This window comes from Gleimia hominis (assembly GCF_032085515.1).
Lineage (GTDB): Bacteria > Actinomycetota > Actinomycetes > Actinomycetales > Actinomycetaceae > Gleimia > Gleimia hominis.
Genome location: NZ_JASXSX010000003.1, coordinates 1 through 17,460, shown reverse-complemented (window position 1 = coordinate 17,460; position 17,460 = coordinate 1). Strand labels below are relative to the sequence as shown.

Sequence of the window (17,460 nt, the reverse complement as noted above, 5' to 3'; positions counted from 1 at the left end):
TTAATGAGTTTCAGGGGGAAAGTGGTTAGAGTCACGAAGTGCAGTGGAGTTGGCGGGCATAAAGTAAGGAGGTCCTCGCGGACCTCCTGGGTATTCGCAGTTTTGAAGCAACCGCGAACCTTTAATACAAAGGTTAGGTTTTGCTTCAAAAAAACTAATGCAACTTAGTTCTGCTCATCCTCTTCCGCATGCTCGTGATGCATCTTCGGAGGGTATGGGGTTTGCGGGTCAGAAACACCGCGCATTGGGTTTTCTTTGTCATGCTCTTTGTGGGCATGCCCAAGTTCTGGGCTGTCTTCGCGTTTCATAACCTCTCCTTTTATAGGATCTGACGCTTCCCATTATCGCATGAAAACATTCTGATTGACCTATTAAATCAATCACCAGCTCGCATGCTCATTTCCGCTGTGTGGCACACTTTTCTTACCTTTCATGTTTTCCGCGCGCCCACTTGTGCGAGTTTCTTCTGGACGTGTTCATGTTTCTTTCCTTTATTTTGCTTGAGGGGAAAGCTCCGAGCGGTTTCTAAACGATGTCTGCAAGCCCATGTGGTTGCTGCACGATGGATACAAATCAGAGCGGCTTCTAAACGATGTATGCAAGCCCGAACGGTTTCTAAATGATGTTTGCAAGCCCAAGTGGTTACTGAACGGGTAATATCACTAAACTGAAACAAAAAGTCGCAAACTAAGAACTTATGAGTTCTAAACTGTGATCTGCTAGCTTTGTAACATGAGGCAAATGCTTGTACGCGATGTTATGGCACAGATGGAACGGATGTATCCCGCAGCCCTCCAGGAGTCGTGGGATTCAAACGGACTGATCGTCGGGGAGCCAAACCAAGTAGTGGAGTCAATTCTGCTGGCGGTCGACCCAGTACCTCAAACTGTTGAACAAGCGGTTGAAGGTAACTATGACATGCTCATTACGCACCACCCCCTGTACCTGCGCGGCACTAACAGCGTGTCTTGTACCGATTACAAAGGGCGGATGGTGCATGAACTAATTCGTGCGAACGTGTCCCTCATGAATGCGCACACGAACGCAGACGCGGCCGCGCGTGGAGTCGCGTGGTCACTTGCACATGCGCTTGGTTTCGAAGGCACGCCGTTCGAACCGCAAGAATCCCAAAAAACAACCCAGCTCGTTGGCCTTGGACGCTACGCGGATCTAGAAGAAGAAACGACACTGGGGGAGTTCGCAGCGCGGGTGGCGCAGGCGCTCCCAGCCGGGCCGCATGGAATCTACGTTGGAGCGCCCTACGGGGCGGACGGCAGCATGCCAATCAAGCGCGTAGCGGTCTCTGGTGGGGCGGGCGACTCGTTCTTGCAAAAGGTCCGCGAACTAGGGACAGACGTGTACGTAACCGCAGATCTGCGCCACCACCCGGCATCGGAGCACCTGAGTGAAGGGAAGCCGGCCCTCATCAGTGGATCCCACTGGGCAACCGAATGGCTGTGGCTCCCCAACCTGCAAGACGACCTGCAAGCCGCGCTCCCCGGCGTGCAAGTGGACTTATCCCGAACCTGTACTGAACCGTGGCAAGAACACAAGAGAACTTTGGGATAGGCAATAAGTCACCATTAAACTTGAGGTGAGGGTGCCCTCAAGGAAAACTTCATAACCGCACGAACGTACCACTGGTGGGAGGCCAAAAAATGAAAGCATCACCGGAGCAACAACAAATCCTTTTAGACCTGCAGGCAGCAGACCGGCGGATTGCGCAACTAAAAACTATCCGCAAGAAACACCCTGTAGTAGCCACGCTGGACGAACTTGGGGCGCGGCGAGATGATCTGGAACGCGCTCTCATTGGGGCCAGGTCAAAAGAAAAAGATGTAGACCGGGATGTTAAACAGGTGGAACACGACCTCGAACGGCTCGAAGCCCGTCAAGACAGCATGCAGGGGCGCCTAGACGCTGGGAAAGGCACGTCAAAAGACCTGATGGCCATGCAGCACGAGCTGAATCAGATGGCGAAACGGCGGGGCGAACTGGAAACCACGGTTATCCAAGTAATGGAAAAACGCGAACGCGCCCACGAAGCCGTTACCAAACTCGAAGATCAAATGAACCAGGTGGGGGCCGACCAGGCGAAGGCGCGGGAAGAACTGGGCACCGCCATGTCCGACGTGGAAGCGGAGCTGGAAGAGAAAACGCAGCTGCGCACCAAACTTGCCGGTGAACTCGACGATGAGTTAAGCGAAGAATACGAGTACTGCCGCTCCCGCACAGGTGGGATCGGCGTTATGGAAGCGAAGGGACGCAGCATTGTCGGTATGACGGTGCAGCTATCCGAAATGGAATGGCACGAAATCAACATGCTCCCCGCAGACGAAGTGTTCCTGAGCGAAGAACTTGAATGCATTGTCGTAAAAACGGAATGATATGAAAACTAAAGAACACTCCCGCGGCCGCGTCATCACTTTGCTCGGCCCAGCATTTGTCGCGGCCGTAGCCTACGTGGATCCTGGGAACGTCGCTGCAAATATTACCGCGGGCGCCCGCTACAGCTACCTCCTCGTGTGGGTTCTTGTGCTGGCAAACGCGATGGCGGTTGTAGTGCAATACCAAAGTGCCAAGCTGGGGTTAGTTACGGGCAAATCTTTACCGCAACTGCTCGGAGACCGCCTTCCTAAACCCGTCCGACTGGGGTTTTGGGGGCAAGCAGAAATCGTTGCGGCCGCAACAGATTTAGCGGAGGTAGTGGGCGGGGCCATCGCCCTTAACTTACTGTTCGGCCTACCTTTGTTCACCGGGGGCGTGATTGTTGGCATCGTTTCCATGGTGCTGTTGGTAACGCAGGGGAAGGGCCGGCAACACGTTTTTGAACGCATAGTGATTGCGCTGCTCGTGATCATCACCATTGGATTCGTGGGTGGGTTGTTTGTGGCACCGCCGTCCGCGTCCGGTATCCTCTCTGGTTTGGTGCCCCGCTTCGCCGGGACCGACACGGTGCTGGTGGCTGCCTCAATGCTGGGCGCAACCGTGATGCCCCACGCGATCTACCTGCATTCATCCTTAGTGATCCACCGCCACCACGGCAGTGAGCACTCCACCGAACGGTTACTGCGCGCCTCCAAGTTTGACGTGACGTGGGCACTGGTTGTGGCTGGGTTCGTGAACATTGCCCTGCTTTTGCTGGCCGCATCTGCCCTGGGAGGGGTATCGGGCACCGACACGATCGAAGGTGCCTACGGGGCAATCGCCGCGCACTTAGGGCCCGTTATCGCAACCATCTTCGGCATTGGGCTACTGGCCTCTGGCTTAGCTTCAACTTCAGTGGGAGCGTACGCGGGGAGTGAAATCATGAAGGGCCTCCTCCACATAGACGTGCCGCTAGTTTGGCGCCGGCTGATCACCTTGATTCCCGCTTTGGCGATCCTGTGGTCGGGCGTTGAACCAACGTGGGCGCTTGTGGTGTCCCAAGCGGTGCTTTCGTTCGGTATTCCAATGGCGATTATTCCCCTCACGATTTACACCCGTAACCGCGACCTAATGGGCAAAAACGCGGACGGGCGTGCCCTGCAGGTAGTGTCCTCTCTGATCGCAGTGGTGATTGTGGGGTTGAACATTGCGTTGCTCGTGCTCATGGCGATGGGTGTCGACTAAACGCTGGCGCGGGTAGGGAAGTAGCGCGTAGAACTATTGCGCTTCAATCACCAGTTCGAAGTTTCGCGTCCCTTCCACCAGGTCGACCCGTTCAATCCCTTCTTTCCCCACGAGGTTTTGGGCCACGTCGAATAGTGCCGCCAAGTTGGAATCTGGTTGGTTTCGGATAATTTCACCCGTGAGGAGTCCGCGGAACCGCTTGGCCCAGTGTGAAACAACGCGCCGGCGTCCGTCTTTTATGCGCACCGCTTTAACTTTCACCAGTTCGTGCTCCCCATCGAGGCCGGGCCACGCCGCAGCGTAGGCGCCGGATCGGCAGTCAACGACCACGTCGTGGTGTGCCATCTGATCCATCACCGGTTTGAGAGTGGGGCGCCACCGGGTGGCGAGCCTGCCCACACCAGGAAGAGTCACGTCCATGGACAGGCGGTAATCAGTTATGGGCGCATTCAGATCCACGATCCCAAGCAGTGCACTTTGCACGCATACGCGCAACCCGGTTTGGTCGTTTTGCTGTGCTCCCGCTGGCCCCTGGTAGTCACCTTCCGATAGCTGTGCCGCGTCGTACAGTACCCCGGTGTAGACCTGCCAGGCGGGAGCGCTGACGCGAGTTTCAATACTGAGGTTAGCCCTTACTTGTTCCTCCAGGGATTTACCGACCTTGAGGATCTCTAGCGCGTCTGGCCGGGCACTGGTTTCGATCAGGGCGGTGAGAATCTCTTCGCGGGTGCGCGCCAGATCCTCACTGACGGGGTGGATGCGCGAGAGGTCAAAGTGCGGTCCGCTCTCCGGTCGGTGTTTAGTTTCTGAGGGTGGTAGGAGCACTAGCATGGTTCCACAATAGCGTCTGAGGGTTCGGTAGGTATAAGATCAAGGGCGGGTGAGCTGGCTGGATGGCCGCGGCCTGCAAACAGGCTGAGGAACGTCCGGACTCCACAGGGCACGATGGTGGCTAACGGCCACTCGGGGCGACTCGAGGCTAGTGCAACAGAAAGTAAACCGCCCGGCCCAAAATGGTGGGTTGGGTAAGGGTGAAACGGTGATGTAAGAGATCACCAGCACCTCAGGTGACTGAGGTGGCTAGGTAAACCCCATTGGGAGCAAAACCAAGCAGCGCGCGCAGCGGCCCGCTGGACGCGCGCGGGTAGGTTGCTAGAGGCTGTCAGCAATGGCAGTTCGAGATAGATGGCCATCGCCGACCCGGTTCTAAGCGCCTCGTCGCGAGGAATCGTGGCCGGTACAGAATCCGGCTTATAAGCCAGCTCACCTTCTATACTTTCTTGCTTTTGCTTGTGCTTTTGCTTTTGCGGGCCCGCTAAGTCGAGTGTGTTTAGTGCCTCTCAGTTGCTTCTGCAGCCTGGATTGCCGCTCCAATGATGCCTGCGGTGTTGCGTAGTTTAGCGGGCACGATAGGGGCCCGCAGTTTCAGAAGCGGTAGGAACTGGTCGTGATTTGCAGAGATGCCTCCGCCTACCACAATGAGGTCGGGGCACAGCAGCATCTCGACGTGTGCGTAGTAGCGTTGCAACCGCTGCGCGTATTTTTCGTAGCTGAGGTTGTAGCGCGTTTTCTGTGCAGAGGAGGCAACAGATTCCGCGTCTTTGCCATCTAGCTCTAAGTGTCCGAGTTCTGAGTTCGGCCACAGTTTCCCATCCAATATCAGTGCGCTCCCAATCCCCGTCCCAAGAGTTGTCACCAACACGGTGCCATTTACACCTGCGGCAGCGCCAAAACGAGCTTCGGCAATGCCCGCGGCGTCCGCGTCATTCACACCCACTGCTTCTGTGCCCAAATACTCGCGGTACAGTGCGTGCACGTCGGTGCCTGCCCACGACTGGTGAAGGTTCGCTATGAACAGCACGCGGTTGTGCGACACCGGTGCCGGCAGGGTAACGCCCACCGGCACATCCGGCCCCACCTCGCAGCGCGTTAATAGTTCAGCGCACATCTTCGTCACATTCTGCGGAGTGGAGGGCTGCGGAGTTGGTTCGGTTACCACCGGGGTTATCAGCGTGCCCTCGCTTGTATCCACGAGGGCGCCTTTGATCCCCGAGCCTCCAATGTCTATCCCAAACGCTGCGCTCATCACTGGCCCTTTCACCACTCGTAAGTTACTAACGACGTCTACCAGCCGAAAAGTTTTTGCCTAATACACATTGTTATCCACCAGGGTGATCTACCAGGCGGTTTTCATGTACTAGTTTGGCAGGGTTAAAATTTCTGCACCATCTTCTGTGACCACAATCGTGTGTTCAAACTGGGCGGTGCGGCTACCATCTGCCGTCACTACCGTCCACCCGTCGTCCCACTGCTGCCAATCCACACCCCCGAGGGTGAGCATTGGTTCGATTGTGAACACCATGCCCTCCTCCATTACCGTGTCGTACGACGGCGAGTCGTAATGCGGAATAATCAGACCCGAATGGAACGCTTCCCCAACGCCGTGGCCGGTAAAATCACGCACCACCCCGTAGTTGAAACGTTGCGCATATTTTTCAATCACCCGGCCAATCACATTGATCTCCCGGCCTGGTTTCACGGCTTTTATACCCCGCATCATGGCGTTCTTGGTGCGCTCAATCAGCAGCGAGTCTTCTTCAGAGATCGTCCCTACGGGAAACATCGCGCAAGTGTCACCGTGCACACCATCTATATAGGCGGTGACATCAATGTTCAAAATGTCCCCGTCTTGCAGTGGTCTGTCGTCGGGAATCCCATGGCAAATGCACTCGTTAATAGAGGTGCAAACCGATTTGGGGAACCCCATGTAGTCCAAACACGAGGGGTAGGCGCCTTGGGCAATAATGTACTCGTGTGCAATCCGGTCGAGCTCATCGGTTGTCACCCCGGGTTTTGCCGCCGCCCCCGCAGCCTCCAGCGCACCGGCTGCAATCGCGCCGGCACGCCGAATCTTCTCCACCGTCTGCGGGTCCTTAACGTCGGAAGCGGTGACTACCTCAGGTCCGTCGTGGAACAGGTACTCAGGCCGCTCAATCGTCGAAGGAACAGCGCGTTTTGCAGAGATCTTTCCCGGTGAAAGCAATGACATAATCTATTGAAATCCTACAGATCGGTTACATGTTTACAGCTAGGTTACTATCCGCCACAAACTCTACTCCGATTTGTAATGCTGGGGTGCAGGGAAAGAACCATCCTTAACAGCCTGCGTGTAAGCCTGCGCCGCCTGCTTCAACTGCTCACCCAGCTCCGCGAAGCGTTTAACAAAACTGGGGGTCCACGCCGTCATCCCCGCCATGTCAGACCAAACTAACACTTGCCCATCCGTGTTTGGCCCCGCACCAATCCCAATCGTGGGAATCCTCAGCGTGCGGGTAATCCGGGCGGCCGCGCGGTCAGGCACCATCTCTAAAACCAATGCGAATGCCCCCGCCTCCTGCACTGCTTCCGCGTCGGCTATCAGCTTCTCCGCGCCCAAACCGCGCCCCTGCATCCGCGGGCCACCCAGCGTGTTAACGGACTGTGGTGTGAAGCCCAAGTGCGCGCACACCGGGATTCCACTGGTAGTCAACTGCTCGATCACGTCGGCGCGTTCCACTCCACCTTCTAACTTCACCGCGTCCGCACCGGCGCGCATAAGTTCCGCAGCGGCCTCAAACCCGCGGTACTTATCACCCTCGTAAGTGCCAAACGGCATGTCCGCAACCACCAGGGGGCGGTGCACAGACCGGGCGACCGCACCGGTGGCGCGCACCATGTCATCCAACGTCACTTTCACAGTGGTGTCATACCCCAACTGCACGTTCCCGTACGAATCACCCACCAAAATCATGTCCACCCCAGCGGCTTCCATAATGGGGGCGGTGAGGGCGTCATACGACGTTAACATCGTCAGCTTCCGCCCAGCAGCCTTCGCCGCAGCCACGTGCTGCACGCGCCAACGCTTCGGTTCTTTAAAAGAAATCTCAGTATCCGAGTTGTTTGTAGTCATGCTTCTATTATCGCCTCAAGAAAAAGAAAAGCTGGCACGGCGTGTCTAAAGATGGACGGAATTGTCTCAACTACCCATTTGCGCGATAGTCTAAAAGATGTAAACGTACGTTAATCGTGGTGGTTGAATCTAATTATGGAACTAAATCCTCTAGACAAAACAGCAATGGAGCAGGCGGTGAAACAGGCCGTCAGCGCCATAGAAGCGGCAGGGGACCTGGAAGCACTAGCTCGTGTCAAGAGTGAACACATCGGCGAGGGGTCTGCGGTAACGGCTGCTAACCGGGAAATCAAAAACCTTCCCGGAGCTGACAAAGCAACAGCAGGCCGCGCGGTCGGAGCTGCCCGCAAAACTATTAACGAAGCCTACTTTGAGCGCAAAACCCAGTTGGAACGCGAACACGAAGCACACCAACTCGAAGTGGAAACCGTGGACATAACCACGCCCGCAAACCGTTCCCTCCCCGGCGCGTGCCATCCGTTGCAGACAATCCAAGACGAAATCACCGACTTCTTTGTATCACTCGGATGGGATATCGCCGAAGGTCCCGAAGTGGAACACGAGTGGTTCAACTTCGACGCCCTAAACTTCGACGCAGACCACCCCGCGCGGCAAATGCAAGACACGTTCTACATCGACGGACGTTCAGTTGGCGGACAAGACCCAACGGATGCACACCTCGTGCTCCGCACCCACACTTCGCCCGTGCAAGCCCGGGAACTACTGAGCCGGTCCGTACCGCTCTACGTGGCGTGCCCCGGCAAAGTATTCCGCTCGGACGAACTGGATTCAACCCACACCCCAGTTTTCCACCAAGTTGAAGGGCTGGCGGTAGACAAAGGCCTGACCATGGCAAACCTCAAAGGGGTGCTCGACCACTTCGCGCGCGCCATGTTCGGCCCGGAAGCGAAAACCCGGCTGCGACCAAGCTACTTCCCATTCACCGAACCCAGTGCTGAAATGGACCTATGGTTCCCACAGAAGAAAGGCGGCGCCGGCTGGATCGAATGGGGTGGCTGCGGCATGGTCAACCCCAACGTCCTCAAAGCCTGCGGCGTGGACGCAAGTGAATACACCGGTTTCGCATTCGGCATGGGCCTGGAACGCACCCTCATGCTGCGCCACTCCATCGCTGACATGCACGACATCGTAGAGGGAGACCAGCGTTTCTCCCTCCAGTTCCCCGGGAAGGTGAAGTAACAAAAATGCCTAACGTACCTATCTCTTGGTTAAAAGACCACGTTGAGGTCCTGCCGGGCACGGACGCGCGGACACTCGCGCAAGCCCTCGTGAAAGTCGGGCTGGAGGAAGAAGAAATCCACCCCGCGCAGGTAACGGGCCCCCTCGTGGTGGGGAAAGTCCTCACGCTGGATGCGAAAAAACAAACGAACGGTAAGGTCATTAACTACTGTCGCGTCGACGTTGGGGCGCACAATGACCCGCCCGGAACGGGCAAGGAACCGTCCGAACTGCCGTCACGCGGCATCATCTGCGGGGCCCATAACTTCGGTGTCGGCGACTACGTGGTGGTGTCGCTGCCGGGCGCAATCTTGCCGGGCGAGTTCAAAATCAGTGCCCGCAAAACATACGGCCACATTTCCGACGGCATGATTTGTTCTGAACGGGAACTGGGGTTGGGCACAGATCACGATGGCATTATTGTGCTCAACAAGCAGTACGCAAAAGAGGACATTCCCCCCATTGGGGAAGACGTGATTGAGTTCTTGGGATTAGGGCAAGAACTACTTGAAATCAATGTCACCCCCGATCGCGGATACTGCTTTTCAATGCGCGGGGTGGCGCGCGAATACGCGCACTCAACGGGCGCGCACTTTACCGACCCCGGGCTGGCAACTACTCCGGAAGCAAACGAGCAGGGCTTCCCCGTCGAAGTTGAAGACGACGAACCATTGCGCGACCACGTTGGTTGCAACCGTTTCGTCACCCGCGTGGTACGCGGCGTTGACCCACAAGCCCCAACGCCCCGGTGGATGGTTGAGCGGCTCGAAGCAATGGGGATGCGTTCGGTTTCGCTCGCGGTCGACATCACCAACTACGTGATGCTCGACCTGGGCCAACCATTGCATGCCTACGACCTATCCGCCCTAGCCGGCCCACTAGTGGTTCGGCGCGCTCACCCGGGGGAGAGTCTGCGGACCCTAGACGACGTGGAGCGGAACCTGGATCCGGAGGACCTGCTGATTACAGACTCACCCGACGGTAAGCGGGCGAGCCGCATCCTGGGGCTCGCCGGAGTAATGGGCGGGCAGTACTCCGAAGTGGAGGAGTCCACAACCGACGTCTTAATCGAAGCTGCGCATTTTGATGCCGTATCGGTTGCCCGTTCAGCACGCCGGCACTTCTTACACTCAGAAGCGTCAAAGCGGTTTGAACGGGGCACGGACCCGTTGCTCCCACCCGTGGCGGCGGACATGGCTGCACGTCTGCTCGCAAAGTACGGAAATGGCTCAGTTGATCACGGCGTGTTCGACCTGAATTTTGTGCCGGAGCCCGAACTCATCATCATGCCGGTCATGGAGCCACAACGTCTCACGGGCGTCGCGTATCCGCCCGAGCGGGTAGTGGAACTTCTGGAAGAAATCGGGGCGCAAGTGGAAGGAGACGATCCACTGCAGGTCACGGTGCCGTCTTGGCGGCCAGACCTGAAACAACCGTGCGACCTGGCCGAAGAGATCGCCCGCCTAGACGGATACGACAACATTCCTTCCGAACTCCCACAGGCGCGGGCCGGTCAGGGTGTTCCCCCGCGGATGATGATGCGCCGCCGCACCCAGCATCTACTCGCTGACCTTGGGTTCGTTGGGGTTGGATCCTACCCGTTTATCGGTGATGCACACGACTTGCAGCTGATCCCTGATGATGACGAGCGCCGGCAGACCATCGAACTGCGCAACCCACTCGTAGAGGCGCGGCCGAAACTGCGTACCAACGTGCTGGATTCGCTGCTGGACGTGGCGCGGCGCAATCGCGCTCGAGGAGCGGAATCAATCCGGATTTTCGAAATGGGAATGGTAGCCCGCCCGCAGGGTGTAGTCCCGCACGATATTCCTTCAGCGCAGCAGCGTCCCCACCCCAAAGAAGTAGGTGGCTTGCATCGCGGCACACCGAAGCAACCGTGGCACCTGGGGGTTGTTGCCGGAGGTCGTGCGCAAGGCGGGGACCTCGAACGCGACTACGATTGGAAAGACGCCACGGAACTGGTGCAAGAACTGGGCCGTGAACTGGGAGTAACCATCCAGATCAGCGCGCTGTACCGGCAACCGGGCGGGCAACTGCCTCACGGGCGTCCGACACCGAAACCACTGCAAGACCCCGCGTACGCAGCGCCCTGGCACCCGGGGCGCAGCGGAATCCTTTTCGTTTCACAAAAGAAGCGGATTGTTCCTATTGGACGCGTAGGGGAACTGCACCCACGCGTAATCGACGCGTACGCGCTGCCTGCCAGGTCGATCGCTTTGGAACTTGACCTGGAGGCGTTGTTCAAACTAATCCCAGACACGCCGGTGGAGCCGCACGCGATTTCCAGTTACCCGCCTGTCAAGGAAGATATTGCGATCGTTGTGGACCAGCAGATTCCAGTTTCGATGGTGCTCGACACGATCCGCTCGGCTGGCGGTCCGCTGCTAGAAGACGTTTCGCTGTTTGACGAATATGTGGGAGACCAGATTGAGGAGGGTAAGCGTTCCCTCGCGTTCGCGCTTCGCATGCGGGCCACAGATCGCACGTTGAAAGCAAAAGAGGCTGCGAAGGTGCGTGGGGAGATAGTGGAAAAACTGTCGAACCAGTTGGGTGCCAAACTGCGGGCTTGACAAACTGACGCGCGGTTGTGCATACAAATGGAAACAGTTTTTACCTGAGTATGTTGCGGAAATCTCCCCACTCTGGGACCTTATGAGTGGGGAGAAGTCCAATTGAATGACAAAATGAGGATATGAAGATTTTGGTTGTTTGGGCTTCCCGCCATGGAGCGACGAAGGAAGTCGCCGACGTTGTGCGAGAAGAGTTATCAAACGGTGGCCACGAGGTTGCTTTAAAAGAAGCTAGCGAGGTAACCACGCTCGATAACTACGAGGGCGTAGTTCTTGGGTCCGCAGTTTATTTGACGCAGTGGGTTGACACGATGCGTCGGTTCGTTTCGAAGTTTTCGAAGCAGTTGCGCGAAAAACACTTGTGGGCATTCTCTGTGGGCCTGTCTGGAGTGCCGGGTGGAAACGTGGTGGATCCGGTCCGGGTCGGGCCAGTTTTGCTACGGATTAATCCGATTGACGAAACTACTTTTGCCGGTCGGTTGGAGCCGCGGGAGTTATCTTTGAGGGAACGTTCCGTAGCCCGGCTGGGCGGTGCGCAAGAGGGAGACTATCGGGATTGGGACGAGATTCGGCGCTGGAGTCGCTCCGTTTCTGATATGGCGAAAACTCTTTAAACACACGTGCGCGCGAGCGCGACTGCGGGCTCGAGCACGTGTGCTCGGCGGCGCGTACGGGAGCGCGCACAGGATAAGTTCGCGAGTGAGCGGGATCGCTCGCAGTTAAGTGGGCTAAGTTTACGATTCAGGCATCGAGATCATTCTCGGTGCCTGTCGTGTTTAGTGGCCTGAATGCGGGTTTGGCATCGCCGCGGTTCAGTTGGCTCGCAAAGATAATTGCATATATACTCTTTTGCATGAATGACTATTCGTTAAGTGGGGGGTACCCACATGACGCGGATGATACTCGTGCAACCAGTGAAGAACGGTAGTGGATGCAAATGAGCGAGCCAGAAATTATGCGAAGAACGCCTGACTCAAAGGCGGGGCGCCACGCAATTATCGAACAGATCCTGTCTACCCAGGCAATTACGTCGCAATCCGAGCTGCGCGACGCCCTGCAGGAGCGGGGTATCAGCGCCGCGCAAGCCACCTTGTCGCGCGACCTGTTGGAGATCCGTGCTACCAAGGTTAGGGATGCTGACGGCCGCCAGGTGTACGCGATTTCTAAGCACGAGGAGATTTCTGGTAGCGACACTCCAACCGCCGCCCAGTTGCAAAAATGGGCATCAGACTTGCTTGTTGGCGGTGCGACAGCCGGGAACCTCATTGTATTAAGAACGCCGGCAGGAGCCGCGAATCTACTGGGGTCCGCGCTCGACTACGCCCGCCACGAGCCTGTGCTCGGCCTGGTGGCGGGGGACGACACGATCATTGTGGTGTGCACTTCGGCGCAAGCCGCATCGGAATATTGCGAGCAGCTGCTCGACTGGGCTGAAGGCAAAGCACAAACCGAAGGCAAGTAGCTGAAGGCAAAGCACAAACCGAAGGCAAGTAGCTGAAGGCAAAGCACAAATCGAACGCAAGTAGCCGAAGCTAATGCATAAACCGAACGCAAGTAACCGAGCGGGAGACCGCGCAATTAGGAGTTGAAATGACTGATAAGAACCGTATTGTATTGGCCTACTCCGGTGGTCTGGATACCTCAGTGGCAATCGGTTGGATAGGTGAGCAGACCGGCAGTGAAGTGATTGCGGTGGCCGTGGACGTGGGGCAGGGCGGTGAAGACCTGGAGGTCATCCGCCAGCGCGCGTTGGACTGCGGGGCTGTGGAGGCCTACGTGGCGGATGCGCGCGAGGAATTCGCGGATGATTACTGTATTCCTGCGCTTAAGGCAAACGGGTTGTACCAGGGTAAGTATCCGCTTGTTTCCGCGATTTCGCGGCCGTTGATTGCGAAGCACCTGGTGCGGGCGGCCCGCCAGTTTGGGGCGACAACTATGGCGCACGGGTGTACGGGTAAGGGTAATGATCAGGTGCGTTTCGAGGTGTCGTTCACGTCGATGGCTCCGGATTTGAACTGTATTTCGCCGGTGCGGGATTTGGCGTTGACGCGGGATGTGGCGATTGATTATGCAACGAAGCATGATTTGCCGATTGAGACGACTAAGAATAACCCGTTTTCGATTGACCAGAACGTGTGGGGCCGGGCGATTGAAACGGGTTTCTTAGAGGACTTGTGGAATGCACCCACCAAGGACGTGTATTCGTATACTGACGATCCGACGTACCCGCCGCTGCCTGATGAGGTTGTGATTTCGTTTGAGCAGGGGGTGCCCGTTGCGCTCGATGGTAAGCAGATGAGCATGCTGGAGATTATCCAAGAGCTGAATCGTCGCGGTGGGGCGCAGGGGATTGGGCGGATTGATATTGTTGAGGACCGCCTAGTTGGCATTAAGTCCCGCGAGATTTATGAGGCCCCTGGGGCGATGGTGTTGATTGAGGCACACAAGGAGCTGGAGAACGTAACGATTGAGCGTGAGCAAGCCCGTTTTAAGAGCCGGGTTGACGAGCGGTGGGCGGAGTTGGTTTATGACGCGCAGTGGTTTTCGCCGTTGAAGGGTTCTTTGGATGCGTTTATTGAGGATACGCAGCGTTACGTCACGGGCGATGTTCGGATGACGTTGCATGCGGGTCGGGCAACCGTCACGGGGCGCCGTTCAGATTCGTCTTTGTATGATTTCAACTTGGCTACGTACGAGACTGGTGACACGTTCGATCAGTCGCATTCGCGCGGGTTCATTGAGATTTATGGGATGGCTGCGAAGTTGGCGGCGGCACGCGACGTGCGGTTCGGAAATGGGGTCGACTTCGGGGTTGGTAACCTAGCGAACGAGTGAGCTAGCTAGTTAACCCGCGATATTTTGGAGGTAGTTGTGGTTCAAGGCGCTGATCAGAAGGTGAGTTTGTGGGGTGGCCGGTTTAGTGGCGCGCCTTCGCAAGCGTTGGGAGCGTTGTCGGTGTCCACGCATTTTGATTGGCGCTTGGCACACGTGGATATTGCGGGTTCGAAGGCCCATGCCCGGGAGTTGGCGCGGGTTGGTTTGTTGACGTCCGAAGAGTTAGAAAAGATGCTTGAGGCGTTGAGCCAGTTGGATGCGGACGTTACCTCGGGTGTTTTTGCGCCTAATCCGGATGATGAGGACGTACACACCGCGTTGGAGCGGGGCCTCATGGAACGGGCGGGTGCGTTGGGTGGCAAGCTGCGTGCGGGCCGGTCGCGTAATGACCAGATTGCGACGCTTATCCGGATGTATTTGCGTGAGGAAGCGGGGCACCTAGCGGGTAATGTGTTGGATTTGGCGTCGGCTTTGATTGGGCAGGCGAAGGCTGTGGGAGATGCGGTGATGCCGGGGCGGACGCACATGCAGCATGCACAGCCGGTGCTCGTGGCCCACCATTTGTTGGCGCACGTGTGGCCGTTGTTGCGCGATGTGCAAAGGCTGGTGGATTGGGGTCGGCGTGCGGCGAAGAGCCCATATGGGGCGGGTGCGTTGGCTGGGAACACGTTGGGAATGCATCCGGAGCGGATCGCTAGTGAACTGGGTTTCGACGCGGCGTGTGAGAACTCGATTGATGCCACGTGCGCGCGTGATGTTGCGGCGGAGTTTTCGTTTATCGCCACCATGCTGGGGGTTAATCTCTCGCGGCTTGCGGAAGAGATTATTATTTGGAACACCGTGGAGTTTGGGTATGTCACGTTAGATGATTCATTTTCTACGGGCAGTTCCATAATGCCTCAGAAAAAGAACCCGGATATTGCGGAGCTGGCGCGCGGTAAGGCAGGTCGGATGATCGGCGATTTGACGGGGTTGATGTCGGTTTTGAAGGGGCTTCCCCTGGCGTATGATCGCGACCTTCAAGAAGATAAAGAACCGGTGTTCGACCAGGTTGATACGTTGGACGTGCTGCTGCCCGCGATGACGGGGATGGTGGGAACCATGGTGTTGCACACGGAACGCATGGAGTATTTGGCGCCGCGTGGGTTCTCTCTCGCGACTGATATTGCAGAGTGGTTGGTTAAACGCGGGGTCGCGTTCCGGCAGGCGCATGAGATTTCGGGTCACTGCGTGGCGCTTGCCGATAAGACGGGTCGGGAGCTGTGGGATTTGACGGATGCGGAGTTCGCGCAGATCCACCCGGCTTTAACACCTGAGGTGCGCAGCGTCCTGTCTGCTCACGGTTCGGTGTCTGCGCGCAGCGGTAAGGGGGGTACGGCTCCGCAGCGGGTGCGTGAGCAGCTTGCGGATGCGCAGCGCGAAGTGGACAATTTGCGCGCCAAGTTTGACGCGTAGGCGGCTGTGTGCGGGATAATAGCCTCGTCTAATTTCATTTTCTTGGAAGGAAGTTTCAGTGACTGACCTGATTGAAGAGCTGCAATGGCGTGGGTTGATTCGCCAGCACACGGATTTGGATGCGTTGCGCAAGACGCTTAACTCCGGGCCGGTCACTTTCTATTGTGGTTTCGATCCGACCGCACCTTCTTTGCATCATGGTCATTTGGTGCAGTTGATTTTAATGAGGCACTTGCAGCGCGCTGGGCATAAGCCGCTTGCCCTCGTTGGGGGAGCGACGGGGTTGATTGGTGACCCGCGTATGTCTGGTGAGCGGAAGTTGCAGTCTCGTGACACGGTCGCGGGTTGGGTTGAGAAGCTGCGGGCGCAGATCAGTAGGTTCCTTGATTTTGAGGGGCCCAATGCGGCTCAGATGATTAATAATCTGGATTGGACGAGCGAGCTTTCCGCGATTGATTTGTTGCGCGATTTAGGTAAGTACTTCCGGTTGGGCACGATGCTCAGCAAGGACACGGTTGCCAGGCGGCTCGAGTCGAAGGAGGGCATCTCGTTCGCTGAGTTCGCCTACCAGATTCTTCAGGCAAATGATTTCTTGCAGCTGTACCGCCGGTACGGGTGCGTGTTGGAAACCGGTGGGGATGACCAGTGGGGCAACCTGGTGGGAGGCATGGACCTCATCCATAAGACGGAGGGGAAGGATGTTCACGTCTTAACCACGCCGCTCATCACGAAGGCTGATGGCACTAAGTTCGGTAAGTCCGAGGGTGGTGCCGTGTGGCTTTCTGCGGACATGCTGACCCCGTACGCGTTCTACCAGTTCTGGTTGAACGTCGACGATGCAGACGTGATTCGGTTCCTGAAGGTGTTCACGTTCGTGCCTCGTGAAGAGATTGAGCAGCTGGCTGTGCAGGTGGAGCAGGCTCCGCACAAACGGGCTGCGCAGAAGCGTTTAGCTGCGGAAGTGACGGAATTGGTTCACGGCCCACAAAATCTTCAGCAAGTAATAGCTGCTACAGATGCGCTGTGGGGTCGTGCCGATTTGCATGAGGTAGATGCGGGGACTCTAACGGCAGCGACGAGCCAGTTGCCTAATGGCGCGGTAAAGATTGGTGCGGACACGATAGTTGACGCACTCGTCGCAGCTGGCCTGGAGAAGGGGCGGGGAGCTGCTCGGCGTACCGTAAGCTCCGGTGGTGCCTACATTAATAACCAAAAGGTAGACGGGGAAGACACGGTGATTAAGGCTAGTGATCAGCTCGCCGACGGGTCAGTACTAATCCGGAGGGGAAGGAAGAACCTCGCCGTCTTGTTCCCACAGGGCTGACGGACGATACTTGAGTCCGCTTCGCGACTGAGACGATACTTGAGTCCTTTTCGCGGCTGAGAGGTATTTCCGGACCGCACCAGCAAGGCGGAAAAACAGGTGGATATGTGGTGTCGCGTAAGTCACCACATATCCATTTGCATATCTAAAAGCAGATCGTCTAAAGTTAATGATCGTTGCGAGGGAGTGATTCGGGAAACCGAGTCTTCCGCAGCAACTAAAGCAAACTGAAAATGACGTGTTTGAAACAACAAAGTTTGATTCTGACATCCGATTCTTTCTCAGTTATGCTTGAGAAACTGCACAAACGAAGCGGTAACGCTCGTGCGGCAATATCACACTCACATGAATGACTAGCGATTAGTATTCGCTTTTCGCGTGTGTGGTGGGGTTGTTTGTGAACTTGATAGTGTGTTTTCTTGGCTTTTTTTGCTTTTTGTTTTTGTTTTTTCTTT

Annotated in this window: 15 protein-coding genes and 1 other RNA gene; 11 read left to right on the top strand and 5 right to left on the bottom strand. The window is 56.7% G+C overall.

Annotated features, from left to right (window positions below):
* Positions 1 to 164: 164 nt before the first annotated feature.
* Positions 165 to 308: a hypothetical protein gene (locus QS713_RS07465; protein ID WP_313274074.1), complete on the bottom strand. Its 144-nt coding sequence runs from the start codon at positions 306 to 308 to the stop codon at positions 165 to 167.
* Between the two features lie 433 nt (positions 309 to 741).
* On the opposite strand from QS713_RS07465, the gene QS713_RS07460 reads away from it, so the two are divergent.
* The 3 genes from QS713_RS07460 to QS713_RS07450 all read left to right on the top strand — a co-directional run bounded on the left by QS713_RS07460 (position 742) and on the right by QS713_RS07450 (position 3,612).
* Positions 742 to 1,569, top strand: a complete 828-nt coding sequence (locus tag QS713_RS07460; protein WP_313274072.1) for a Nif3-like dinuclear metal center hexameric protein — start codon at positions 742 to 744, stop codon at positions 1,567 to 1,569.
* Between the two features lie 89 nt (positions 1,570 to 1,658).
* Positions 1,659 to 2,387: a zinc ribbon domain-containing protein gene (locus tag QS713_RS07455; protein WP_313274070.1), complete on the top strand. Its 729-nt coding sequence runs from the start codon at positions 1,659 to 1,661 to the stop codon at positions 2,385 to 2,387.
* A gap of 1 nt (position 2,388) precedes the next feature.
* Positions 2,389 to 3,612: an Nramp family divalent metal transporter gene (locus tag QS713_RS07450; protein WP_313274067.1), complete on the top strand. Its 1,224-nt coding sequence runs from the start codon at positions 2,389 to 2,391 to the stop codon at positions 3,610 to 3,612.
* Between the two features lie 33 nt (positions 3,613 to 3,645).
* On the opposite strand, the gene QS713_RS07445 is transcribed toward QS713_RS07450, so the two are convergent.
* Positions 3,646 to 4,443: a YaaA family protein gene (locus QS713_RS07445; protein WP_313274065.1), complete on the bottom strand. Its 798-nt coding sequence runs from the start codon at positions 4,441 to 4,443 to the stop codon at positions 3,646 to 3,648.
* A 50-nt stretch (positions 4,444 to 4,493) separates the two neighbouring features.
* On the opposite strand from QS713_RS07445, the gene rnpB reads away from it, so the two are divergent.
* Positions 4,494 to 4,882: RNase P RNA component class A (rnpB, locus tag QS713_RS07440), an RNA gene on the top strand.
* Between the two features lie 60 nt (positions 4,883 to 4,942).
* On the opposite strand, the gene ppgK is transcribed toward rnpB, so the two are convergent.
* The 3 genes from ppgK to panB all read right to left on the bottom strand — a co-directional run bounded on the left by ppgK (position 4,943) and on the right by panB (position 7,561).
* On the bottom strand, positions 4,943 to 5,698 hold the full coding sequence (ppgK, locus tag QS713_RS07435) for a polyphosphate--glucose phosphotransferase (protein ID WP_313274064.1): 756 nt from the start codon (positions 5,696 to 5,698) through the stop codon (positions 4,943 to 4,945).
* Positions 5,699 to 5,809: 111 nt separating this feature from the next.
* Positions 5,810 to 6,661, bottom strand: a complete 852-nt coding sequence (gene map / locus QS713_RS07430) for a type I methionyl aminopeptidase (protein ID WP_313274062.1) — start codon at positions 6,659 to 6,661, stop codon at positions 5,810 to 5,812.
* 63 nt (positions 6,662 to 6,724) lie between these two features.
* On the bottom strand, positions 6,725 to 7,561 hold the full coding sequence (panB, locus tag QS713_RS07425; protein ID WP_313274059.1) for a 3-methyl-2-oxobutanoate hydroxymethyltransferase: 837 nt from the start codon (positions 7,559 to 7,561) through the stop codon (positions 6,725 to 6,727).
* 135 nt (positions 7,562 to 7,696) lie between these two features.
* On the opposite strand from panB, the gene pheS reads away from it, so the two are divergent.
* The 7 genes from pheS to tyrS all read left to right on the top strand — a co-directional run bounded on the left by pheS (position 7,697) and on the right by tyrS (position 17,005).
* A complete protein-coding gene (pheS, locus tag QS713_RS07420) occupies positions 7,697 to 8,761 on the top strand; it encodes a phenylalanine--tRNA ligase subunit alpha (RefSeq protein ID WP_313274056.1) in 1,065 nt (354 codons plus the stop codon).
* A 5-nt stretch (positions 8,762 to 8,766) separates the two neighbouring features.
* Complete coding sequence (pheT, locus tag QS713_RS07415) at positions 8,767 to 11,391, top strand: phenylalanine--tRNA ligase subunit beta (RefSeq protein ID WP_313274054.1); 2,625 nt, start codon at positions 8,767 to 8,769, stop codon at positions 11,389 to 11,391.
* A 122-nt stretch (positions 11,392 to 11,513) separates the two neighbouring features.
* On the top strand, positions 11,514 to 12,005 hold the full coding sequence (locus QS713_RS07410; RefSeq protein ID WP_313274052.1) for a flavodoxin domain-containing protein: 492 nt from the start codon (positions 11,514 to 11,516) through the stop codon (positions 12,003 to 12,005).
* Positions 12,006 to 12,328: 323 nt separating this feature from the next.
* Positions 12,329 to 12,853, top strand: coding sequence for an arginine repressor (locus QS713_RS07405; protein ID WP_313274050.1), 525 nt, complete (start codon positions 12,329 to 12,331; stop codon positions 12,851 to 12,853).
* Between the two features lie 128 nt (positions 12,854 to 12,981).
* Positions 12,982 to 14,226 carry an argininosuccinate synthase gene (locus QS713_RS07400; protein WP_313274048.1) on the top strand — a complete coding sequence of 415 codons (1,245 nt, stop codon included), beginning with the start codon at positions 12,982 to 12,984 and terminating at the stop codon, positions 14,224 to 14,226.
* Positions 14,227 to 14,262: 36 nt separating this feature from the next.
* Entirely contained in the window at positions 14,263 to 15,681 is a 1,419-nt protein-coding gene (gene argH, locus QS713_RS07395) for an argininosuccinate lyase (RefSeq protein WP_313274046.1), read from the top strand.
* A gap of 58 nt (positions 15,682 to 15,739) precedes the next feature.
* Positions 15,740 to 17,005: a tyrosine--tRNA ligase gene (gene tyrS / locus QS713_RS07390; protein ID WP_313274044.1), complete on the top strand. Its 1,266-nt coding sequence runs from the start codon at positions 15,740 to 15,742 to the stop codon at positions 17,003 to 17,005.
* Positions 17,006 to 17,460: the final 455 nt, after the last annotated feature.